Annotated in this window: 21 protein-coding genes; 14 read left to right on the top strand and 7 right to left on the bottom strand. The window is 56.3% G+C overall.

Annotated elements, in window-relative coordinates:
• The first annotated feature begins 110 nt into the window (after positions 1–110).
• The 3 genes from RN02_RS17175 to RN02_RS17165 all read left to right on the top strand — a co-directional run bounded on the left by RN02_RS17175 (position 111) and on the right by RN02_RS17165 (position 3,207).
• Positions 111–1,136, top strand: coding sequence for a hypothetical protein (locus tag RN02_RS17175; RefSeq protein ID WP_043315462.1), 1,026 nt, complete (start codon positions 111–113; stop codon positions 1,134–1,136).
• A 104-nt stretch (positions 1,137–1,240) separates the two neighbouring features.
• Complete coding sequence (locus RN02_RS17170; protein ID WP_010792499.1) at positions 1,241–1,801, top strand: DUF551 domain-containing protein; 561 nt, start codon at positions 1,241–1,243, stop codon at positions 1,799–1,801.
• A 206-nt stretch (positions 1,802–2,007) separates the two neighbouring features.
• Positions 2,008–3,207: a DUF4236 domain-containing protein gene (locus tag RN02_RS17165; RefSeq protein WP_010792498.1), complete on the top strand. Its 1,200-nt coding sequence runs from the start codon at positions 2,008–2,010 to the stop codon at positions 3,205–3,207.
• A gap of 326 nt (positions 3,208–3,533) precedes the next feature.
• Here the strand turns inward: RN02_RS17165 and RN02_RS17160 are convergent, their stop codons facing one another.
• The gene (locus tag RN02_RS17160; RefSeq protein ID WP_010792497.1) at positions 3,534–4,793 is read right to left on the bottom strand and encodes a VWA domain-containing protein; all 1,260 of its coding nucleotides are present in this window, start codon (positions 4,791–4,793) and stop codon (positions 3,534–3,536) included.
• 208 nt (positions 4,794–5,001) lie between these two features.
• Entirely contained in the window at positions 5,002–5,505 is a 504-nt protein-coding gene (locus tag RN02_RS17155) for a TerD family protein (protein WP_010792496.1), read from the bottom strand.
• A 377-nt stretch (positions 5,506–5,882) separates the two neighbouring features.
• Here RN02_RS17155 and RN02_RS17150 point away from each other — a divergent pair, with 377 nt between their 5' ends.
• The 8 genes from RN02_RS17150 to RN02_RS17115 all read left to right on the top strand — a co-directional run bounded on the left by RN02_RS17150 (position 5,883) and on the right by RN02_RS17115 (position 15,260).
• Positions 5,883–7,151, top strand: coding sequence for a hypothetical protein (locus tag RN02_RS17150; RefSeq protein WP_010792495.1), 1,269 nt, complete (start codon positions 5,883–5,885; stop codon positions 7,149–7,151).
• A gap of 26 nt (positions 7,152–7,177) precedes the next feature.
• The gene (locus tag RN02_RS17145; protein WP_010792494.1) at positions 7,178–8,029 is read left to right on the top strand and encodes an SH3 domain-containing protein; all 852 of its coding nucleotides are present in this window, start codon (positions 7,178–7,180) and stop codon (positions 8,027–8,029) included.
• A gap of 8 nt (positions 8,030–8,037) precedes the next feature.
• Positions 8,038–9,912, top strand: a complete 1,875-nt coding sequence (locus RN02_RS17140; RefSeq protein ID WP_042931624.1) for a hypothetical protein — start codon at positions 8,038–8,040, stop codon at positions 9,910–9,912.
• A gap of 9 nt (positions 9,913–9,921) precedes the next feature.
• Positions 9,922–11,133 (top strand): hypothetical protein, encoded by a 1,212-nt coding sequence (locus RN02_RS17135; protein ID WP_010792492.1) that lies wholly within the window; start codon positions 9,922–9,924, stop codon positions 11,131–11,133.
• Positions 11,134–11,457: 324 nt separating this feature from the next.
• Complete coding sequence (locus tag RN02_RS17130; RefSeq protein WP_172405643.1) at positions 11,458–12,435, top strand: hypothetical protein; 978 nt, start codon at positions 11,458–11,460, stop codon at positions 12,433–12,435.
• Positions 12,436–12,498: 63 nt separating this feature from the next.
• On the top strand, positions 12,499–12,696 hold the full coding sequence (locus tag RN02_RS17125) for a hypothetical protein (RefSeq protein WP_010792490.1): 198 nt from the start codon (positions 12,499–12,501) through the stop codon (positions 12,694–12,696).
• Positions 12,697–12,904: 208 nt separating this feature from the next.
• On the top strand, positions 12,905–13,990 hold the full coding sequence (locus RN02_RS17120; protein ID WP_010792489.1) for a sugar diacid recognition domain-containing protein: 1,086 nt from the start codon (positions 12,905–12,907) through the stop codon (positions 13,988–13,990).
• 124 nt (positions 13,991–14,114) lie between these two features.
• Complete coding sequence (locus RN02_RS17115; RefSeq protein WP_021018404.1) at positions 14,115–15,260, top strand: glycerate kinase; 1,146 nt, start codon at positions 14,115–14,117, stop codon at positions 15,258–15,260.
• Positions 15,261–15,681: 421 nt separating this feature from the next.
• Here the strand turns inward: RN02_RS17115 and RN02_RS17105 are convergent, their stop codons facing one another.
• Positions 15,682–15,873: a hypothetical protein gene (locus RN02_RS17105; protein WP_010792486.1), complete on the bottom strand. Its 192-nt coding sequence runs from the start codon at positions 15,871–15,873 to the stop codon at positions 15,682–15,684.
• A 376-nt stretch (positions 15,874–16,249) separates the two neighbouring features.
• On the opposite strand from RN02_RS17105, the gene RN02_RS32405 reads away from it, so the two are divergent.
• Together RN02_RS32405 and RN02_RS17100 are read left to right on the top strand one after the other, a co-directional pair.
• A complete protein-coding gene (locus RN02_RS32405; RefSeq protein WP_082033825.1) occupies positions 16,250–17,305 on the top strand; it encodes a prepilin-type N-terminal cleavage/methylation domain-containing protein in 1,056 nt (351 codons plus the stop codon).
• A 196-nt stretch (positions 17,306–17,501) separates the two neighbouring features.
• Positions 17,502–18,752: a TerD family protein gene (locus RN02_RS17100; protein ID WP_010792484.1), complete on the top strand. Its 1,251-nt coding sequence runs from the start codon at positions 17,502–17,504 to the stop codon at positions 18,750–18,752.
• A 45-nt stretch (positions 18,753–18,797) separates the two neighbouring features.
• Here RN02_RS17100 and RN02_RS17095 read toward each other — a convergent pair whose 3' ends face one another.
• The 4 genes from RN02_RS17095 to RN02_RS34300 all read right to left on the bottom strand — a co-directional run bounded on the left by RN02_RS17095 (position 18,798) and on the right by RN02_RS34300 (position 21,857).
• A complete protein-coding gene (locus RN02_RS17095) occupies positions 18,798–19,322 on the bottom strand; it encodes an RES family NAD+ phosphorylase (RefSeq protein WP_021018402.1) in 525 nt (174 codons plus the stop codon).
• Positions 19,319–19,714 carry a hypothetical protein gene (locus RN02_RS17090; protein WP_010792483.1) on the bottom strand — a complete coding sequence of 132 codons (396 nt, stop codon included), beginning with the start codon at positions 19,712–19,714 and terminating at the stop codon, positions 19,319–19,321. The genes RN02_RS17095 and RN02_RS17090 overlap by 4 nt, the downstream gene beginning before the upstream one ends.
• A gap of 209 nt (positions 19,715–19,923) precedes the next feature.
• Positions 19,924–21,297, bottom strand: coding sequence for a helicase (locus tag RN02_RS17085; protein ID WP_236695199.1), 1,374 nt, complete (start codon positions 21,295–21,297; stop codon positions 19,924–19,926).
• Positions 21,294–21,857 carry a hypothetical protein gene (locus RN02_RS34300; protein WP_236695198.1) on the bottom strand — a complete coding sequence of 188 codons (564 nt, stop codon included), beginning with the start codon at positions 21,855–21,857 and terminating at the stop codon, positions 21,294–21,296. The genes RN02_RS17085 and RN02_RS34300 overlap by 4 nt, the downstream gene beginning before the upstream one ends.
• A 148-nt stretch (positions 21,858–22,005) precedes the next feature.
• Between RN02_RS34300 and RN02_RS32400 the strand changes: the two genes are divergently transcribed.
• Positions 22,006–22,287 carry a hypothetical protein gene (locus RN02_RS32400; protein WP_010792481.1) on the top strand — a complete coding sequence of 94 codons (282 nt, stop codon included), beginning with the start codon at positions 22,006–22,008 and terminating at the stop codon, positions 22,285–22,287.
• Positions 22,288–23,148 lie beyond the last annotated feature (861 nt).

The raw sequence follows: 23,148 nt of genomic DNA, 5'->3' as shown, positions 1-23,148 counted from the left end.
GCATGGCCGGGGCTTTTTCACATCTGTAGGAAGGGAACGAATGTCACGACCGGCAACTCTCCGGTTGCTGCGCCGTACAAGCTGTGTGTCTGGACAAGGAAAATCGCGAGATGAAACTCAGGTTGGTTTTAGCTGTAGGTGGCGTGCTGGGGTTGGTGGGCTGTGATGCTGTCACAGATTTCAAGCTGGGTATGGCGCAGCGGGAATTGCGCGAGGAATGCTTCGGTAGCTTCACGAATACCTGCGTGAGCAAGACCATCGACTTCAATATCAAGGTGCTTGAGTCAGTACCCCTTTCTGGGCCGGAAGACAAGAAGGGCATCATTGCGATGTTCGGAGACCAAGGGTGGGATCTCTGGAAGGAGTCCGAGGAAGAAGTGAAGGATCAGGTTATCGATATCCTCGAATCAAGACGCCCTGGATTCTTCTCCCGATGGTTCCTGGGTGACGCCCAGCCTTTCGATGAGAAAGGGGTCATGGAGCTTTTGCCGAGTGACCTGAAGCCGTTCCAGGATCGTGCCAAGGCAGTGTTTGTCAGCAAGCTGAAGGCAGCGGGGCTCAAACCTAATGCTGAAGCAGGTGCGAAATACAGCGATGAGAAAAAGCTCCCTCAACAGCAAGAGGCACCAGCTACCCTTGGCTCCGCCCAGCACTCCGATAGACCGATAAGTGAAGTGTCACCGCAATCTCAGCTTCAATCGCAACGCCTTCCCGCCGGCGGACATGCACTGACCTTGTCCGCAGCCATTGACAGTCTTGTCGCTGCCGAAGTTTCGGAAGACGGCGGAAGCGAGTACCAAGAAGGTCGCAAGGTTGTTCAAGTGGATCTCAATGGCGACGGAGCAGAGGATGCTGTTGTCCTGTTCACCATCGAAGGGCAGGGCGGTGGAAACGGCTCGTACCAAGCCCTGGCTGCCCTGTACAAGGAGCCGGACGGCTGGGCCCTCAAGCAGAAGCTTATCGTAGGTGGCGCAACAGACATCCAGGTCCTGGGCCAGAACATTTTCGGCTTGAAGGTCCTGACCCACGGCGATGACGATCCAATGTGCTGCCCGAGCCTCGAAAGCGTCGTTAGGTACAAATGGACAGGTACAGACTTCGCTGAATTGACCGCCGCTAGCCAGAGCGCTAGCTGAACCTTAATGGGGCATCGACTAATGCATTCGCTGTTCATCGTTACTCTGGACACATGCCGGATATCCATCTTGGCTTCCCTTTGCCCCGAAATGGAGCTTCACTCGTGACCCCACCGAACCCCAGCTACCCAGAGCAGATCGCCGCCCTGACTGAAACTGTCGCCCGGCTGACCGCCGAGCGCGACCGTCTGAGCGCAGCCATGTTGCATTCGCAGATCACCGGCGCACGCTGGATCGCCTGCAGCGACTACCTGCCAGATTGCACGCACGAAGACGACGTCGGCTTACTGTCGCAGTCGGTGCTGGTCTGCGACGAGAGCGACCTGTCCAGCCTCTACCTGGGCCACATGCGCGATGACGGCACCTGGCAATTGGACCGCGGTGATTCAAACTGCATGCCTCCCAAGACCATCACCCATTGGATGCCCCGGCCCAATTCTCCGTGTCTGCAGGAGCAGAGCCAGGACCCGCGGAATGAACGCCGCAAACTGATGGAGGCAGGGAGCTTGGAGGCCGCCGTCCAGGTGTACCGCCAGGCGCTGAGCGAAGCCGTAGAACAGTTGGCCAGAGGCACCCTGGATGCCCCGACTTGTCACCGACTAATGGGACGCTGGCAAACCGCGCTGCTGCAAGCGGTGCAACCGCTAGCACGGGCGCCGGAATGATCTGGAACATGGCCGTCAACGACCATACGACGCTTGTGAGTGCCATAGACACTCACGACATCACCGCCGACTTCTTGAGGTCGGCTGTGCCTGAATCTGCTGTTTTTACACATTGATAACTATCTCGCCGGAAGCACATAGCTTGGCTATCGACATCGGCCTGCAAGTGGGCAGGCCGCCGTCCCCAGTGAATCTCGGAGGAAGATATGGGGTTCCGCTTCAGCAAACGAATTACGATCGTTCCCGGCGTTCGGCTCAACATCAGCGGTTCGGGAATCAGTACCTCTGTTGGTCCACGCGGATTGAGCCTAACCATGGGCAAACGTGGCACCTACATTAACGCGGGCCTGCCAGGGACCGGCCTTTCCTATCGTGAACGGCTGGATCGATCTGGCCAGAGGCGCGCACCTGGTCCATCTGGAGAGACAGCGGCCTATTCCGGGCCCATAAAGGTCAAAGTCGACAATGACGGCACGTTGATCATCACAGATCTGGAAGACAACCTGCTCCCGCCAGAGATCGTTAAGCGCGTGAAGGTGGAGAAGCGTGAGGAGATCCAGGCGCTTCTCGAGAAAGCTGCAGCTAAGATCAACGAAGGGCTCGAAGAGTGCCTTTCGGTGCACATGATGACTCCCAGGCCAGGTTCTCTGCCGGCGCTTCCACCCGCGTTCAACCTTGAAGAACCGCGCCGACCATCCATTGACGCGCCCGGGCTCATCGACAAGATGCTCTTGCGAAGTGCCAAGATGGAAAGGGAGGCCCAGGTACTTGAAGCCCAGTACCAGCAGGATCTTGCTGAGTGGAATTCCGCCCGCGACGCCCACGAGAAGGCACGTGCCGAAATCGAAAAGGCCATCCGGCTGGCTGCAAAGGGATACAGTGCTCAGATGGAGCGCGCGCTGGACTATGTGCTTTCCGGCATCGCTTGGCCGAAAGAAACACTCCTTGAGTACGAGTTCTCCCATGACGTAACTGGAATAGCCCTGGACATCGACCTGCCCGATGAAGGTGATGTTCCGAACCGAACCGCTGAAGCCAAAGGCAATGGCAAGCTCAGCTTCAAAACCAGGTCTGAAGCTCAGACACGAAAGGACTTCGTCACCCTCTGTTACGGCACCGTTTTCCGTGTGGTTGGGGAGGTTTTTGCCTTGCTCCCAGGCATCCAGCAATGCCTAGCTTCCGGGTACATTCAGCGTACAAATTCGGCAACGGGGCGTGTCGAGGATCAGTACGTAATTTCAGCGCTGATCTCTCGTGATCAATGGGATACGTTAGACTTTGACCGGCTGGATGCAATAGATCCAGGCGCGACGTTGAACGCCTTTGGTGCAGTAGTGAACCTCGACAGAGCTTCACGATTCCGAGAGATTACGCCTATTGACTGGAATTCAGTTAATCACACCTAACAATCTCAAGTTCATGAGGATGTCCGGGAAAAACAGCGAAATAACTACAAACAGCACAAACCCTACAAGCGGCGTGAATATCAGAAAAGATAATGTCAGTTCAAATTTTGTCGGGTTGTTCTTCATATTCGATTAACTCAGGCTTCGTCGTACCGCCTGCATTTAACCCGCATATAATAGAAGAAGCAAGCGAACATTAGTTAATTCCGACCAGTACATAATGTAATATTTCTCAGATTGTTAGCTGACAAAGCACAAAACCCACTTAATGAAGTGGGTTTTGTGCTTTTAGATAACTATCGAATTCCTATAGATAAACCGCGCAGCTAGCCAATGATTCCCTTGGCCGAGGCTTCCTTGATCCAGCTCGGGAATTCCTCCATGAGCTGGTCGTAGAGTTGCTCCTCGCTTACCTGATGCAGGTCATCCAGCGCGAAGAATCCGCAGTTGTCGACCACTCGGCCTTTCATGTCATCGAGCTTTTCCAGGATGCCATAGCCGTGACCTCCAAGGCCAACGAACTGCCAGTAGAGGGGCAGCTTCGCAGCCTCGGTCATGAGCTTGGTGATCTTCCTGTTCTCGTGTACCCCACCGTCGCTGATGAAGAGAACATAAACGGGCGACCGGTCACCGTCGTTGAGGTAATAGCTGATCACCTGCTCCATCACCCTGGGCTCGTCGTTGATCCGGCTACCAACGTTCCAGTCACGCCAACCGTAATTGTCGGTGTTGATGAAGTCTTGGTAGTTGCTCAGGGTGATCTCGGAGAGCTTTTGCGGCTTTGCTGCAAAGGCCCAGCAGTCAATCGAGCCATCATCATCAAAGTGGACGGCCAGGGGCAGCAGTCTGTTGACCACCTCTTGGACACGACCCTTGGAATATTGGGAGTTCATGGAGCCCGACGCATCGAGAACCAGCGCAACACGCGCCTTCACATGAGTCAGCTTCGCTTTCTCGAGGCTTACCTGGGCCTTTTTGGCCAGGCTGATCAGTTGCGGAGCCGCGGCCGCCACCTTTTTTTCCAGCGAGATGGCGGCTTGAACGGGGGCTGGCGATGGGGAACTTGCGGGAGGTGCATCATCAGCAACCTCGCCCCCGAAATGCTTCACCAGGGCGCTGAGCCCTTCGTTGAAGCCTTGGAGATTCGACGCCAAACGCCACTGGCCATCCTTGCGGTAGACGTCCGCTACCATGATGGCCTTCTCCGCGGCGAAGGTGTTGCCAGCGAAGGGGCAGGTGGCAACAACTTGACCGGCCGGGTCCTTGATTACAAAAGATGAGGACTGGATATCGCGCATGGCACCGGCCCCGTCGATTGCCGCGGTAAACACCAAGCGATCGATGGAGGAGGGAAGTCCAGCCAGGCTCAGGCTGAACTCTGCTCCAGCTTGCTTCAAGCTGCCGCAAGGGGAGATCGGCTGGTTGAAGAAGATCATGTAGCGATCGTCCGAAAGCTTCCCGGCAGCATCCAGGCCGAAACAGGCGAGGTCGACTGTATGGGGGGAGTTGATCAGGATCGCGAGGGACAGAGACTGGCCCTGAATGAGGTTCGATAGCGGGATACGTTGCCCTTGGCTGATCTGCATTTAGTGCTTCCTTGAGAGTTCTAACGTGCACCAGGTGCGGGAGGGATAGTACCGCGCCCAGGGAGCGCGAGTGGCTCAAATGTGCAGCCTTGAGCTACTGCACATGCCGAACGATAACGCCGGTTATTGAACAACCAAGCCCCTAGCTGGCCAGCGTTAAAAGGGTGGTTGAACTGGACTGGCACTGGGGAATTGCCGGTGATGCTCTTCAACACCGCCCACGGTAATGCCTCACCAAGGCGGTGAGGTCTTCGTCAAAACCTTGAAGATTCGATGCCAAATGCCAATGGCCATCGTCGCGGTAAAGATCCGCGACCATGATAGATTTCTCCGCCCCGAAGATATTGCCAGCAAAGGGGCATGTGGCAACGATTTCACCCGTCCGGTCCTTGATTACAAAGGTGGAGGGACGAATATTGCCCATGGCGCCTTCACCGTCGATTGAAGCGGTGAATACCAACCGTTCTATGGATGACGGTAATCCTGAAAGTTTCAGGCTGAACTGTGCACCAACTTGTCTCAAGCTGCCGCAAGGAGAGATGCGTTGGTTGTAGAAGATCAAGTTGCGAGCGTCTGAGAGCTTCCCGAAAGCATCCAGTGCGAAACAGGCAAGGTCGACAGTAGGGGATGATTTGATCTGGATCGCGACGGAAAGGGTCCGTCCCTGAATGAGGTTAGACAACGGGATACGTTGCCCTTGGCTGATCTGCATTGAGTGCTTCCTTGAAAAATCTAACGTACACCAGGGGCTGGATGGGATAGAGCCGCGCCCCGGAACGCGAGTGGCTTGAATGTGCAGCCGTATGCTTTTGCACCTGTAAGACCATAACGCCGAAGATTGAACAACCTAGCCCCTAGCTCTCCGGCGTTCCCTCAACCGTGCTCGTAGCGGCACGCTTTGGCTTGAACCGGGCAGCAACCCCGTTAGATTCAAATCCAGGTGGAGCGACCCTGGCGGGACGCTTTTCTGGCGTCAAATTGGTAGCCTGCCTCCGAAGCGGATGGCAGAATGCCATCCATCCCAACGGCTGCCTCTCAGATAGCAGGCTCTGTGGCCGCTGGTTCCGTTCTCTGACAAGGACCCGTTGGATGCTTCTCATCGCACTCGTTGTGCTGAATGCCGTCTGCTTGATCAGCGGCCTGCTCTTCAACGCCGAGTTGCTGAACATGGCAGGGGCAGACATTCCCCTCAAGCAGCTCCAAACCCTCGAGATCTACAGTCAAATTTTGGCATCGGCCAGCGTGTGCCTGTTCGCCTGGCGGATGTGCATTTGGGCTCACCGCCGATGGGGAGGAGCTCAATACATCGGTCTCAGCATTGCGCTCAGTACCATAGTCGCAGCTCCAGCAACCTGGTGGATTCAGGGTGAAGCCCCGGACCTGATCGCCGAGAAGTTTCCGGCCAGCCTGCGCGTATACAGCCTCTATGCCTACGTGACGAAGAAAGGGTTGCTCTACGACTCACTCCAGATCCCAGGTGTCCCTTACCAAGAGCATCGCGATACCGGCGATGGCAAGGCATTCATTGCGAATCTTGGGGTGTTGATGAGCGTGCAGGGCTCCTACGTAGAAAAGATCGACCAAAACTTCTTCGGGTTCGCAGCAGCAGTTTTCACCGGCTACACAAGGCGAAACGGCGATTGGCTATATGGACGCATCCAAGATGAGGTCGTTCCTCAGATAGAGGATATCGTCAGGACATACGCCAAGCTCGAGGCATTCCGCGCGGCGAGGCTTCCAGGCAATGAGTGGAAACCCATTGCCTGGCCAAAGGCAGGGGAAGAACTCGGTTACGACCCGACCCTTGATGACTTTGCCCGGTCCATCAAACCTGGCCTGCGATCTCGCCAGTCCATCTTGAACAGCGCCGAGGTCCGTTATTTCGCCAGGGAAGCAATGGGCCCGCTCTACGTCAATGGCATGGATGTTCTGGCCAGCCGACAGCAGTTCGACAGGTACCTGCCAGGGATAGCCAAGAATATGGCGTTCGATGTGGCTCACACCGACATCCACGGTGAACAGGGCTTGAACGTCCTGAAAAATATGTGGTTCGTCCCTTGGACATTGATCAGTGGCCTCTTCATGGGCGCCCTCAATCTAGTCGGACTGGTGCTCTCGGCCGTGGAGCAGCGCGGTTTTATTCAGGGCCGGGGACGATTGGTTCGGCTCGGGGCTGTCGCCGTGATCATCATCGTCCCGCTGATCTATGGGAACTCCATCATCCAGTCAGCTGGGTACCGAACCGCATTTCGGAGCATCGAGAAGGGGCCAACCATCATGGCCGGCGTTTTCCACTGGGCAATGTCGGCAGAAGCGATGCTCTACGACCTCACCAAACCTCTGCTGAAAGCAGAGTGAGTATTAACGAAAGGGAGAGAAACACCGTGCGTAAGAAGTTCGTCGCGTCGATCCTAGCAGTAGCGATTTCAGCAACCTCCGGCTGTGCAGAAATGGGCATCAGTAAAGAACAGGCCGGTACCGTCCTCGGCGGCCTCGCTGGTGCAGCAATCGGGGCGACCATGGGCAAAGGGAACGGCAAAATTGCCGCAACGATCATCGCGATAGGCATTGGCGGGTACCTTGGCAACCGAATCGGACACATGCTCGACGAGAAGGACCAACAGGCGCTGGCCCTGCGAACTCAAGAGGTCCTGAGTCAGCCGACCGTTGCTACCCAGCCGGTCACCTGGACCTCAGATCACTCCGGTGCAACTGCCCAAATCACACAGGGGCAGGAGTACAGCAAGACCAAGACAGTTGAGGTCAAACGCGCGCCCAAAATCCAGGGAGTCCCTTCGATGAAGCTGATCAACGAAGCTTATGTGACCAAGTCCAGCCTGAATGTCCGAGCAGCTCCGAACCTGAAGGCAGACAAAGTCGGTGGACTGCCAACCAACACTGAATTTACCGCCGTAGGCTCCACCGGTGACTGGATCTTGGTGGGCCGCAAGGGTGTGACGGTAGGCTATGTTCACAAGGACTACGTCGAGTCGAAGGCACAGGCGGTTGCCAAGACTGCTGCACCTGCCGTGAACCTCGATGAAATGAATGTCTCTGCCAGCAAAGAAACCCAGGCGTTCGATCTCGATTCCATCCCGTCCCTGCCCACCGAGCAAGTCGTGGCCGAAACTGCCTGCCGGCCGGTGACTGTGAGTCTCAAATCGGCCAGTGGGCAGGCGGAACAGCAGCAAAACACCTTCTGCAAACAGGCCAACGGTACCTGGGAACTGATCTGAGGATGACCATGAAGAAGCGCGCGCTCGCGCTGGCAGTGGTTGGAGCTTGTGGCCTAGTGCCGCAAGCATTCGCTCACGAGCTGGCCGTCTCGAAAAAAGATCACATCAAGGTAGATGTCCCAGGCGAAGCCTCAAACTGGTGCAAACCCGAAATTGAGCTGACCATTCGACGGCCAGTTTGGGACAACCAAGCGCTCCTGACTGGCCTGGTCGGCAAACTACCAACTGTACTCGCCAATGATTGCCCTGCCGCGAGGGTGACCTGGAGGGCTGTCGATGCAAGCGGCAACCTATACGCCAGCGGATCTGGTACAGCGGCCAATTTAGGCATTGTCACGCTGGCTTCCGCCAAGCAGATATCTTCGCCAGCGGTTCTCCCCAGCACCTCGTCTGTCGAAGCATCTGCATTGGTCGACCAGACGGCTTCACCAACAAACGTTGTGGCTCCCGTGACAATCACAGAGCAGACGCATGATCAGCCGCCTGCGCAGCAGGATCAAACCGTCCAGCAGCTGCCTCCCCAAACCACTATCGCCGCGGCCCCCTCAGCCCAAATCGAGCAGATTCATTCCGACCCTCAAGGCTCCTCCGCACCTGAGGCTATTACAGTCACGCCGGCGTCTGACTTTGGCAGGGCACGGGTGCTTGAACATAGCAAACTCACCCAAATCACCGACGCAGGGGGTTGTAATTGGGTGATGAGCAAATCTGTCCTCAACGATGGCGATGGCAGTCTTGCTTTCGGTTCGACGCCTGCGATGCCATGTCCCTCCACAGGATTTGCTGAGGGCTCATTCGAGAAGCTGTCATGGAAGGTTCCGAACACCTATCGTGGAGACAACTGGAACCGAGTGTTTGTCCACGCCAGCGGTTTGATGTTCAACAAGGACCTGGAGAGTGTCGTTAAGGGCAAAGAGCTCTCCTATCTGAGCCCGGATGCCGATCAAGCGCTATTCATCCTGGGCGAGATTCCTAGCCGGCAAATGAAGGTCTATCTGGCCTTCCAGCGAGGCAACTACCGGGTACTGGGACCGTTCAATAGCGATCCCTATTACGTTGCGATCACACCCGATGAGTCGTTCGCGCTTGACCCGGTCGACTACAAGAGGGCGGGCGAAGAGGTATTTAAGCTGATCAGGACCACCTCCTCTTCAACCGTCTCTGTACAGAACTTCTATGTGGCGAAAAGTCTCGCCGCTCTTTACCCGGAAACAGGTTGGGGAGATGACACGCAGAAAATCATACGCAACCGCATCGGGGAGAGCCGCGGCCAGTTCTACTTTGACGTACAGGAAGGCTCCAACTGGGCCCTTCAGCGCGAACAGCAACGCTTGCGCGAAGAGCGGCGAGTGCAGCAGCAGATGGCAGAACTCCACTCTCGGGTGCTTGAGCGCTATGAGCAGCTGAAGGCGGGCATGAAGGACTACGAAGGCAGAGAGGTCGAGGCGCTTGCTCAAATGGCAGGCATCCAGGTCCGCTTCGGATCACCGCTGGCGCTGCAGGACCCGAATTCCTCCAAGAATGTGGGCTTGATGATGATCCACATCGCTGGAAAGACAGACGGCAGCTATGACATCGACTTCCCAGCCAAAGGGCGGCTGCTATCGAACCAGACCTTCGAGAAGGAGTGGTATGTGGTGCCAGTGGCAAACCTCACTCCTTTCATGCCGCTGGTTGACGGACGGGCTCTTCCCACGTTCCGTGGCAACCTGCCAGCCGCACCTGAAGCCTGTAAGCAGGACCATTGCGCCGACAAGGTCTCGTTCGGCGCAGTCCTGGCACGTGAATTTGGTCCTGACTCAGGGATCGACTTCAACTGGACTCCAGACGTGTCACAGCAGTACGTAAACACCTGGAAAAACGCTTCTGCCCAGCTCCAATAAGGGATCACCATGACGAAATCGATCAAGAAGAAGCACCTTCTCATGGCTTCCATCGCAGCTGCAGTGGTGGCTATCGGTGGTGTTACTGCCATGCTCTCCAGTTCAGGGAAAAAGTCGGCACTTAGCTACTACGACAGCTTCAAAGAGCGCTTCTACCTGCAGGACGTCCTTTCCGAAGGCGAGATTTCATACTCCGTCTTCTCCGGCGACTTGACCGTTAAAAATCCAGAAATCCGCCTCGCAGCGGTTCAAACCAACGGTGCTGAGCAGTTCCTTCAGGGCTTGCGCGGCCTTTTTGAAACGGCGATTGGCCGGTCGAGCGAAGAAGGCCTGATGGGGTGGACCAAGTACCAGATGCTGTCCACTACCGGCCGCAACGCCGCGGGCGTCTACTTAAAGGCGGATGCGCTGAAGATCAACCACTCCGGCGACAGCAAGGACGGTGAGATTCACGTCCAATTGCTGGGAATGGAAATGGCAAACCCCTTCATCTCCCGCAGAGGGGCCGAAGTCGTTCTGGTGAGCGACCTGGCTGCCGACAACGAATGGGCACCTGCAGAGACTGCCAGCAGCGAAGTCAAGTTGCCTTATTCCTGGGGCACCAACATGGCAGTGCGTAGCCCGGTCACAGGTGCCTTCATCGTTGGTGCAACCGGAGACTTTGGCACCAAGGTCGACCTCGACTTCTACATCCAGCGTAGCGACGATGGGGCGGGCTCCATGAGGTTCGTGGTGACCCACCGCAATGACGGCAGCGAGGTAGGGCAGATCGTTCGCGAGGCGGAGTTTGCTTCCCTTCCTGAGCTCGATGAGGTGCAGACTTTGCTCAGGAATACCCTGAGCAGCTTCATCATTGGGGCCTACAGCTCTTTCACCGGTCAGTCCGTCCTGTTGGACGCAGTCAGCAAGTTTGCGCTCCAAACCAAGGTCGAAGACTACTCGGTGACCTTTAGGGGCTTCTCTTCGATCAAGGACGCCTTTGATTCCTACCAGGCAAACGCCGGCAAATCGCAGTTCGATGCGTTCTGCCAAGCAGCTGGCCTATCGACTTGGCAAAGTGACTTCGGGGCCAAGGCGAGAGAACACAGCGACAGCGAATGCGCGATCGCACGCAAGCTAGTCGAAGAAGGTAAGTTCGAAGAGCACTACAAGTTCAGCGAAGGAAAGCCCCTCTACGCCTCTCTTTTCGTGGGCCGGTCCTACGAATTCGAAGCCAACTGATCCTCCTGCAAGCAGCCCGGGGTACCGGGCTGCGCTCTCTTCTCTCGACGTGCTTACGGCACAATCGCCCCGCCGGCATCATCACCGAACTGCCACTGGCAAAGCACAGCCCTGTCATTCCCTGCAGCTTGCCTGAAGCGGGGATATGTCAAGGTGCTGTTATGCTGTGTCCCTGTTATTCATCAAATGATCGATGCCATGACGACGGAAACTCGGAGCAGGACCACTCTAATCTCGGTAGGCAAGCAGCTTCATGCCTCCCCTCAAACCGGACAGGACCGCGCCTGTCTTGTTCGCCTGAGCGATGGGACAGAGCGCTTAGCATTGATCCAGCTTGTAACCTCCAAGCAGCAAGGATCATTGCACAGAGGGGCAGAGTTCTTCCGCGTTTCGTTTCGATTCGTAGGGGATGATTCAGATCCGGACTGCCAGTACCACCTCGATCAGAACACCGTGTGGTGTGTCATCGACCACAAAGACTGCCAGATCGTATTTGGCCCCACCGATGGCATTGAGATCAGACAGCCGGGGCTCGGCATTGGCTCGTACCTCATGGCGCAACTCATCCGACTAATCCAGCAGTCGGAGATGCGTGGCAACTACCAGGTCCAGGCGGTACATCTTCCTATCGCGGCTCAGACCAAGGTCAAGCCAGAGGATGCCCGGGCTAACGACGCGCGGATCGAGACATTCCTGACTCGGGTTGGGTTCTACGTCTCACCAGCTGCTGGACAGAAGGTGATTGGGGTGCGGCGTGCCCAAGACCTCCGCCCTTGGTGGAACCAACAGAAAGTCAGTTTCCTCTCCTTCCCCAGTTTCGTGGAGTTGGCGGCGAGGTGGCAACGAGAGAAAAACCAGTCGGAAAAAGCCGTCGAGGCCGCACAGCGCATTGTTGAAGGCGCCCACCTGCATGCCTCCCAACTTCAAACCGCGCATGCTGAAGAGGTCGCATCTCTCGAATCCAAGATTGAGCAACTGGAAGGAACGGTGAGTTCGCAGGAAGAACAACACGCAGCGTTAATTCGCGAGTTACTGGAGAAGCAGGCAGAAGAAACTCAAGGCTTGCGTAGGCAGATTGAAGATATCCAGAGTATGCATGGCCAGATCGAAGATCGGGTTACAGCCCTGAACCCTGCCCAGCCCTCCGCCGGGGATACGTTGGAGGCCCGGGCCGAATCTGCCACCCAGATGCAAAGAACTCTGACAATCAGCTTGGCCCCGGCCCTCATGAAGCTCCTCTGGGCAGCTTTAGCGCTTTCCGCGTTTGCATTGGGTGCTGGCGCGCTGACCAACCACCTCTAATCAGGCCACCGTATGCACGCAATAGACGCTACACCTCCGGATGACTTCCCGGAACAGGTCATCATGATGGACAAGGACTTAGCGAAAAGGCATCCCGGTAAAGCCTTCTACCTCAGGATCAAGGTGGAAGCAGGGATCGAGCATGTCGACCTCGATAACGCTGTGACCCCGCGCGAGGCCCGGCAAATGGCGATATCCCAAGGCTACGCCCCAACGCATTGGATGACTGTTGGTGATCTCCGGCCGACGCGGTTTTATTAAGCATCCTGGGAAACAGGGCAGAGGAGCGGCCGAGGGGGCAGACGGTTCAAGAGAGTGGACCGGAATTTCATGTGCGCTCCCATCAGCCGCGGTGGAACTATTGCGACTTCCTCAGGGTTTCTGGGCCCCGAGCAATGATTTTCCGAAAAGCTGGTGGCAACCGCCGGCCTCGGTACACTGGCCTGAAATAAAACACAGGCCTCCGGCAATGTTCGATCTTGACCACTCCCTCGCCCAGGAAATCGCCGACCGAGCGATGGCCATCCTTCCGCGCAACGTGAATGTGATGGACAGCCAGGGCTTGATCATTGGGACAGGGGAGGCTGAGCGCCTCTATACCCGCCACGAAGGGGCTCAACTGGTCCTCGCCAATAATAGGGCTGTGGAAATCGACAGCGCTGCTGCTGGCGCTCTCAGAGGCGTTCAGGAAGGGGTGAACCTTCCACTGTGCCTGGATGGCCAGCTGATCGGCGTCATCGGCGTATCTGGCGATCCCGAGGAGGTCCGCACGTTCGCTGAGATGGTACGAATGACCGCTGAAATGTTGGTGGCCCAGCGGAACGACCAGCAGCACCAGATTTGGCTCCAGAAGCGGACTGAAGATGTACTGTCTGCCATCCTCCTTTCCGGCCAGTCTGCTCACCGAGCCATCGTTGAGGCCCAGCGATTGGGTCTGAAACCTGATCTTCGTCGGACGGCAATCCTCCTCGAGCTGGCCAACCCATCCGACATTGAGCAGGTCACCAGATGGATTCAGCACCAGGTAGCCGACGCCTGGTGCGTTCCGTTGCATGCATCAGGCCTGGTCTGGTGCCCACCTCGCACCGTTCTACCGGATTTTCGTGAGCGGGTAACTCGCGCCGGCATTTCATTCAGCAGAGTGGCGATCGGCACCCCAAACATCGAAACCGGATCTCTGCGCTCTGAGGTTGAGCAGCTATCTGACTTGATGGCCTACGCCCAAGCTAAGATCCCAGATAACCAGTGGCTTGATCTGGCCGCTCACAGAATTCCGGTCGCAGTGTGGCGGTATCGTTCCGAGAATGGATTTCAGCAACTGGCTGAGCCTTACCTCGCCCTGCAGCAAGAGGATGGTAATGGCCAGCTACGTAAGACATTGAAGTGCTGGGTGGAGCACGGAAGTGATGGCCAAGCCTGTGCAGAGGCACTGAATATCCATCGGAACAGCCTTCGTTACAGACTGGAGAGAATCGCCGATATCACCGGTTTCGACCTCGCGTCCCCCAAGGGCATCACTGAACTCTATCTGGCTATGATCCTGGCTGCGGAGTAGGGATTCGTGGGCCTTGTAAAATTGCACAAAAGACCGTCATAAAGTCTGTGATTCCCACCTACCCGCCGCGCACCTGAAGCAGGAACAATCCCCTCAAACAACAGCTTGGCCCGAGGGGTACTGCATGAAAGTTGTGATCGCACCGGATTCGTTCAAAGAAAGCCTGTCAGCAGAGCTCGTGGCGGAAGCCATTGCCCTGGGAGTACGAGATTCGGCTCCTGACGCTGAAATCGTATGCGTGCCAATGGCAGACGGAGGGGAGGGTACCGTCGACGCGGTCCTGGCTGCCACCAGGGGGGAACGCCGGTTCAGCCGCGTCCGTGGACCACTTGGGGCAGAGGTCCAGGCAACCTGGGGGTGGTTGAGCGAATCCCGCACGGCGGTGATCGAAATGGCGGCTGCCAGTGGCATCCACCTGGTAGCGCCCGCCGCCCGCGACGTGACGCGCGCATCCACCTTCGGAACTGGTCAACTGGTTCTGCAGGCTCTAAACGCCGGCGCGCAACGAATCATCATGGGATTCGGTGGGAGCGCGACCAATGATGGCGGTACCGGAATGTTGCGAGCGCTTGGAGCCAAGTTTCTGGACTCTGCCGGCGATGAGCTCGAGGAGGGTGGACTGGCGCTCAATGCCCTTCGGCGGATCGACCTCAGTAGTTTGGATGAAAGGCTACATAAAGTCCGGATTGATGTTGCCTGTGATGTCGACAACCCACTCACCGGGCCAAAAGGGGCCTCCCACGTTTTCGGCCCACAGAAAGGTGCATCACCTGATCAGGTCCTGGCTCTGGATGAATCATTGGCCGCGTATGCCGACATCGTGGCAGAGCAGCTCCAGGAAGACGTTCGTGATTTCCCCGGGGCTGGCGCTGCTGGAGGTATAGGCTTCGCTGCAAAGGCATTTCTCCAGGCAGAATTCAGGCCCGGCGTTCAGCTGATCGCAGATCTGTCTGGGCTGAGCCTGGCAGTTCAAGGAGCCGACTTGGTGATCACCGGCGAAGGTAAGCTGGACGAGCAAACGCTATATGGGAAAACCCCTGCTGGGGTAGCTGCTATCGCAGCTGCAGCAGGGGTACCGACTGTAGCGATCGCCGGCACGTTGGGAGCTGGGTATCAGCGTCTGCGCAACATTGGAATCGTTGCAGCCTTCTCAATCACTTCTGGCCCAATGAATCTGGAGTCCGCGTGCGCTGACGCAGCGATGCTGCTTCGTCATAGAGCTGCGGACGTGGTGCAACTGTGGAAGGTAGCCAGAGTAGGGGGGGCCTGAGGGAACCCCTCAGCCCCAGGACCCAATTCTGGTGTGGAAACCGCGAAGTGGGATGGTAGCGGGACGGAGGGGCAAGGCCTAAATAGGGCCTGGCCCCTAGGCAGTCTGCCCTTGGTTGCGCGCCTCGACTTTCGCCCAGGCTTCGGCGCTCGACTCAGTGTGGCCGCAATGCCGACACTGATACCCATCAGTGCGGCCGCTGGGGTCAGAGTCGCACTCATGGAACTCCATCGCCGTGAAGTGGCACGTGGGCACCGGCTCGCCTCTGGACGTACGCATCAGCTGAACACAGTCGGCCATGAGCAGCCTGTATTGGGCGTTGTCTTCAGGGGTAATGATTGGTTCTCTCATGGGAAAGAGGTCTCCTTTATAGACAGGCGAAGGGGCTGCTCGAACGACATGCTCTGTCTCCGAGGAGGCCTCAGCTGACGTATTCAACGGCAGCATCGTAGAGCGTCTTTGCATCTAGGACGGCCTCCCTGCATGCGGCGTCCATTGCACCCTCATCATTGGGGTCGAGTTCTCCGCGCTCAACCTTCGTATCCACGATCTCCGAGGCTATCTCGATGATTCGCTGCTTACGGGGGGTTGGAATAGAAAGTGCGACAGACATCAGGCTGATCCTCCTTCAGGATTTGAGCATCCACCGTAACAACCGTTGGACTGTGCCAGAAGCCTCGGATGGGCTGAATTGGTCATACCCCCCCAGAGCTTCTTTTTCAATGCTCGATACCAAGCCAACATGGCTTGATTTTATTGCAATGTAATCAAACTGTGATCACAGGAAAAGCTGAGCGTTAGGATAAATGCTAGCTGTTCCGCAGTCTGCGTTGAATTATAAATCACGTATCGTGTTAGTTTTAATGGAATTTCAGAGCCATCATTTGGCGTGTATCCCTACATCGAATTTCGGAAACTGAATATGAGCTAGCGCGCTCTGCACGGCCTTAGCCCACCGAAATCAAAAACACGTTTTGGGATATTCCTCGATGCGTACCCGTGAAGCTGGATTCACATTGCTTGAACTCTCGGTTGTAATTGCAATAATGTCTATGTTGGCTGTTATGTCTGTTCCAAGATACTTGGAGGAGATAAACGACAATAGAGTAAAACTCGCAGCCTCTGAAACTCAGACTGTGATCGATGCGGCCAGAACATATCGAGCGCGAAACGGCTCCTGGCCTGGTGGCGCTACGTGTTTGCAGGCTATCCAAGCACTACAAGACAACGTTCCCCCTCTCATTCCGGGTAACCTTTCGGTCAACAAATTCAATAAGGCGGTGTCCACCTCATGCACCGCTTTTACATTTAGCGTTGACCAGGAGGTTGCCCAAGACTGGGACGGTGTGCTTTCTAACATGCTCCCCGGGACAAGCATCGTAGACACAGCTGCGAACCGAATAAGAACCACAATTGGAGTGCCGGGCTCAGAGCCAGCACTTGATTCCAAACTATCGCGGATTGTAACAGCTAATGCTGACCTGAATAGGATGCAGACTAATCTCTTGCTTGGCGGAAATAATATAAGCGAGGTTAATAATATCTCGGCGGTATCGGCATCAATCAGTGGGAATGTGAGCACGAATACTTTAACTGCCCAATCTGCTTCGATTTCAGGGCAGGTCAATTCAAACTCCGCTGTAACCAACTATGCAACTATCAACGGAACAGCGACTATCGGTAGCCAGGTAACCTACGGCACCGCCGCTGTGTATGGTGAAACCTGGTTTGGTGGGGCCTCGCAATTCGATGGGAATGTGGTGCTGAAACAGGGGGCGGTCACCGCCAACATCGTTGGCGAAAATACCGCGTGTGGAATCCTCGGCCAGCAGGCGCGGAATTCGACTGGTGCCACTCTTTCTTGTGACAATTACCGCTGGACAAAGCCTGGCGGCATCAATGGCATGAGGAACTGCCGATGGATCACTGGTGCACCGTTTGCGACAAAGATTTGTCCTGCAAACATGGTAGCCACAGGCATGAACTATAACGGCTACGGCAGCGGATACTCTGACCACGATGTGTACTGTTGCGAGGTGTACTGAGGTGTATCGATGTGTACCGACGCACACGAAGGAAGCCAAATCGCTACGGCAGTCAGTGGCTTATGGACTCCTACCTTTGGCTGGGCCCGTTACACTTCACCAATGAGATTTGGCCCTGAGCGGGTGAGTGCTGATCTCAAGTAATGCAATCCAGGCGAGATCGCCTGCACATCAACCAAGGAATAGGCGACGCAAATTGAGTCAATCCCTGAAACCCGGCGAGAACACAACGATCAACCAGCCCAAAGGCCAGGTCCTGGTAGCGCATTCCGCCGGCGCAAATCTCGACGTGAACCTGACGGCCTTCCTCGTCACTGACACAGGCAAAGTGATCGATGACAGCGGAATGGTCTTCTTCAATGCACCAGAGCATGCCTCCGGCGCAGCCGCTTTCTCTCCTCCCATCAACCAGGCCGGAACGGTCAGCCACAGCATCAGCTTTGACTTGAGCCGTCTTCCACCCACAATTTCGAAGATCGCCATCACCTTGACCCAGGACGGCAGCGGTGGAGGCTTCGCCGAAGTGCCCAACCTCACTGCTCGAGTCATCGCCGGCGAACAGGTACTGGATCTTGCCCCCGGGGCCTTCGACCGGGAGACGGGGATCATCGTGCTCGAACTCTACATTCGAAATGGCCAGGCAAAGGCGCGATCAGTCTGGCAGGGTTTCGCCTCTGGCTTGGCCGGGCTCTGTGGCATGTACGGTGTAGAGGTCGACGAAGCGCCGGCAGCTGCTCCAACCCCGGCCGCGCCCCCTGCAAAGCCGGTGAACATCACCAAGTCAGTTGTCACCTTGGACAAGCCAGGAACCTCACACAAAGTCTCACTGGAGAAAGGTGCGGCCGCGCCGAAGGCGATCAAGGTCAGCGCCACCTGGGTGGACAACGGCGACGGTCGGGACAATGACGACCTAGACCTTCGCATCGGCATCCTTCGCCCAGACGGTCGAATGTCCATAATCCAGGCGCCTGACAAGCGAGGCTCCTTCGATGCTGATCCCTTTGTGTTCCATACCGGTGACGTGGTGAGTGCCAGCGCCTCCGCTCCTGGGATCGAAACCGTCGAGATCAACCCGGCCATCTCCCATCGCATGGGTGGCAAAGTTGCGCTGGTCTGCAGTGTCTATTCCGCGGTCGACAATGGCGCCGTGTCGGTTGCCTCCCTCAAGCCGAGAATGCGGATGGAGTATGGGGACCAGGTAGTAGAGTGTGCCTTCGAATTTAAAAGCGGGTTCTTCAGCAGTCTGATTTACACCTACGTCCTGGGGACGATCGAAATCGACGGCGATGAAATTCGGATAAGCCCCAGCGGAGTGACCTCCAAAACCGGTTCTGAAGCCACGCCCTGGCTGATCCGCAAGGGAGACAAGGTCGAACTGACGATGGACGGCCCGCACGTGTTCAAAGGGCGTCCGCTCGAGCGGAAAGGAAGCAAACAGTACGTGTAAGGAGCTACCCCGGTAGCCAGGCGTGAGCCTGGCACCGGGCTTGCACTACGGGCGCGTCCAAGATGACTGGTCGGTAGGGAGATCCCCGCGAGGATCGTTTACCACAATATTCCCATGCACCGGCAACTGATCGGTGAAAAGCACCAGGTTCCGACCTCCAGGGTTCGCAACGGACTCGAACAGAATCCCAGCACAGTCAGCCTCGATAGCCAGATCCCCGACAATCCAGCTCGGCGGTTCAACGCCGTCGTTGAAGCGAATCTTTCTCCAGTCGCAGAAAAAGTCTTGCCAGATCGGGGCCCAGGTATCGTCATAGCCGCCGGTGAAGTCGATCACTCGGTCCAGACTGAGGGAATAGCTGACCAGCAGACCTGGTGGAAGGAATGCGCTTCCTTGCTGAAACTCAGCAATGGCCGTTGCCGACTCAAGCGAGAGGTATAGAGCCTCTAGCCCCTTTCGGTTAACCCGGCCACCCTGGGTTGCAGCTCCAGCTCCAGATGTAGGCGCAACGGACCACTTGGGAGTGTGCATTCGGTAGCAGGGGAGGTCCTGCACTCCGATGATTTTCATCCTTGCGCACCAGCTTCCCAGGATTGAAGGAAAGCGATCAGCTGCTCGGTTTTTCCTTCGCTGACCACTTCCTCCGCGGTCTTGTAGTTGAACGTGGAAAGAGGCTCGTTCTTAAACCAGAAGATGGCATTCGTCACGTCCGTGCCCATGTCGGTCACTGCACGCAGAACCTTCACTGAATCACGAATGTAGGCTTGGACCTTTTCCGATTCAGGCGCGTTGCGCACGGTGTTGCGATGGACATGGGCCCGGAGCGCCAAGGTCTGCTGGTCCATCGAAAAAACCTTGAGGAAGCGCTCAGGAGAGAACATCACACGGTTCACCTCTTTGAGAGCGTCCATCAAGCCCGCGAAGTTGGTGGGGCGAAGCTCTAATACGGCTTTGCTGGCCATAGGGGGCCTCCTTTAAGAATGCACTTACTATGCACAATTCTCGCACAATATGCGCATCTTTCAAGCTGCCGCGGCGATTAAGGCTCGACGCCCCCAAGATCCAAGCCTTCCCCCGGTTGAGCAAACTAACCACAAGCGGTACTCGCTGCCGCCGGCTATGCCCGCGGACAGGCCGCCAGCAAGCGGAGGAGGGGATGCCATCTCCTGGGCTAGGTGCACTTCGCCCTGGCCGCAGTATCGGAAGCCCATTCCTGTAAATGCCCAGGTACAAAAAGCTGATGGCGGGCGCGGGTACCTCCTGTGTAGACCGCAGCAAAAGCCCGGGCAGCATCCAGACGATCGGAACCGGTGCTATCCAGTAGCTCAGGGGTCAGCATCACAGAATTGACCTCCGAGTTCTTGGCCGCAACGACCGTTCCCAGTTTGTATGGCGTCTTGCCAGACTGTTCCAACTTCATGAGGCTGCGCTCGAAGTCCATTGTGGAATATCCCTTTTCAAGCATCCGGTCGATACGATCAAAGGCGCTCTCCCGCTTCGAGACATCCCTTCGCAGCGCGTCCCAGGAGGTGTACTTGAACAGGGCGCCGTGTGTCGGTCTGATTCCTTCGCGGTAGAGCCCTATGCAGTCGAGGACAAACCACCTAAAACCTCCCTCGCACCCTGGCAGAAGGCTGAACTGTGCCTTCGCGTTGGCCAAGCGCTGGAACCACTCAAACATTCCCCATTCAGACCACACCAAGATAGTAGTGGGTTGCTCGGGAATGAAGGGACGGCTATAGAACACGACCCTTGTGTCCTGATCGCGGTTCCCCTCGAGCGGGTGCACGTCGACCACAGGGTTCTGCTCGATCAGGGTGTTCACCGCAGCTTCCATCTCTCGGCCAGAACGGAGAGAGTGGAATATTTCACGCCGGCGAACGTGTGGCGCACGCTCCACAGCGGCCCCGTCCAGGCGCTGGCAGGAATCCCCCAAGGTGATCACCGGGATAGAGCACCGATCCAGGAATTGAGCCATTGGGGCAGGGAGGTCATGGGCCTCATCGACGATCACGTGAGTGAAGCCTGGCTCGACGGCCGCTGTACTGCTGAGCGAAACCTCTTTGATCCGGTGGTAGCCACGGACAGGTAGCTCCAGTGATGAAGACGACGGGAAAATGGTCTCTTGCCAGAGTCGATTTGCGCATTGGACCAGAAGCTCTTTCTGGGGCACCGAGTACGACCCGCCCAATGATGGAAGATGATGAACTCCAATCTCGGCGTCACGGCTTGTGCAGTACCGGAAGACAGTCCTGTTGGCCACTGAGGCGACTTGACTGGGAGTGAGGTTACCAACGGGCTTGAATTCTAGGTGGTTGGCAATCTGGCTCATCTCTACACGCGCTCGTCTCATCGATAAGCGGAAAGATCTGGAACCATGCCGCCCGACATCCAGTTGAAGCGAGCGGACTGCAAGCTCCGAAAAAGTCATACCCGTTACCCGCCCTGTACCGATCCTCTGCTGCAGGGCATCAAGTTGCACCTTGGTCATGGCCAGGACGAGAGGGCGGTAAGAGGTGAGGCAGTCGATGAGACGTTCGATCATGAACGTCTTTCCCGTTCCGGCGAGAGCCTGGAGGTGAAAGTCCTCATCCAGTTCTGACTTAAAGACACGGAATGCCCGGGCCTGTTGGGGGCGAGGTTGAAGGAGTTTCCAGCTGCGTCAACAAAACCCTCGGTAAATGGGTTCAAGGCCTCTGCATGGCGTGGGGTGAATTCGAAGTCCCATTTTCGGTCTTCAGTGAGGTAATCCTCTGCATCCAGATCTTCGGGTTCGAGAAGACGGATTGACAGTGGCCGCAGCTGATTTAGCCCGGCGCTGAACAACTGAGGGTTGAAGCGGCTGATCACCAGCGAGGAGAAAGAAGCTCCCTGGCCAGCGGATTCCAGGTCAAAGCCGGCATCAATAAGGCCCGCTAATGCGCGCTCCAGTCGAGCACTGGGATCTATTGTCTGAGCCAGCGTCGGTAGTGACTGGATCGCGATCACTGCCGCCAAGGACGGAATAGACCACTGCGAAAGCAGCACTACGGGGGCGCAGTCGCGATCTTCCAAAGCATTTGCCTGAGGACGGGAGAGAGGGAGGAACAAACGTGTTCGTGGCATACCTTGGGCACCTTAAGCACACAGCACCCAGCGCGTAGATCACCCGGGACGTACTTGAACTAGATTTTGAGAAGAGTGTAACGACTCCATCCCCGAAAACTAGCCAATAGTGGGCTCCCCAATTGCATTGTCTTAGAGGTGATTCAGGATGAAGGCAGGCATTCGAATACTGGTGCAGGCCAGCGCTATCGTCCCGTTGCTGGTTGGCGGGGCTCAAGGCAATGGTGGGTTGGAATACCAGGTCTTCTCAGAGCGGTTCCACGACCTTGCAGCCACCTTGACCAAACACTCCGGTGATGGATGGAGCCTGAAGGCGGTGGAGGTCATATCCCTCAACTGCCCGCAAGGCGTTAAGGAGTGTGCTTTGGTGGTTATGGAGCGAGAGCTTTCCAGCAAGCCAAGAGCGTCAGCGAACAACACTCGAAACTAGCAGGCCAGTAAATTCAAGGGTGATAGGTGTATGATTTTCCATCCGCTCACAAGAGAACAAGCAGTATGAAGCTTCTGGCTTTATTGATGTGCATGAGCCCTGGATTGGTTTTAGCGGGATCAAACGATTGCTACCGAATCAAGGATAAAGACTCGGAAAGCTATTGCCTGGCGGTAACCAGTGGTAACACTTCGAAGTGTTACAGCATCAAGAACAAAGAAACTGAGAAGTTATGTTTGGCCGAGGTTAGAGGTAATGCTTCGTCCTGCTACAGCATCAGAGATAAGGACACTAAGAGCCTATGCCTCGCAAAGGTGAGGAAATAAGATGGACTGTGTTGAAGATGTTAATACCTGTGCTGAACCCAGCCTGTGCTGGTGGTGGTCCGGCCAACTTTGGTACGTACACCAGGAGAACGCGCACCACCGACCGCGCGGCAATGTACCACACAGCCTGGTAGGCGCCGGCTACACAAAACAACTCGCTCTCGCGGAACTCTGTCGACTTGTGCGGTGCTAAGTGATACTCAGGCCGAACGCTTAGAAGACATCGGTCTTACGGTGCTAAGAAGCAGGGCTACATTTAGGGGGTGGCGGAACGCCGCTCAAATAAATGGAGTTTCCCCAAGAGACAGTGCGTGTCCGCCCAATTTGCTGGAGCAGAGCGCAAAGACATGCCTAGCATTTCCGATTATTGTTATAATCGGAAATGCTAGGCATGTCTGTTTTTACAACTTTTAAGCATCAAAATTGTGGAATCTGCATGTAAGGAGCCCCTAAAAAGTGGAATTTCATTCCTTAAATGTGGAAGCCCTGTGGCATTAGGCTTCAAGGCGCTCCGTGCTCGTTTTGGGGGTACCTG

It is taken from the genome of Pseudomonas sp. PI1, assembly GCF_000812405.1.
GTDB classification, from domain to species: Bacteria; Pseudomonadota; Gammaproteobacteria; order Pseudomonadales; family Pseudomonadaceae; genus Pseudomonas; species Pseudomonas citronellolis.
The sequence above is the reverse complement of the archived record's forward strand: the minus strand, read 5'-3'. Positions and strand labels throughout refer to the sequence as shown.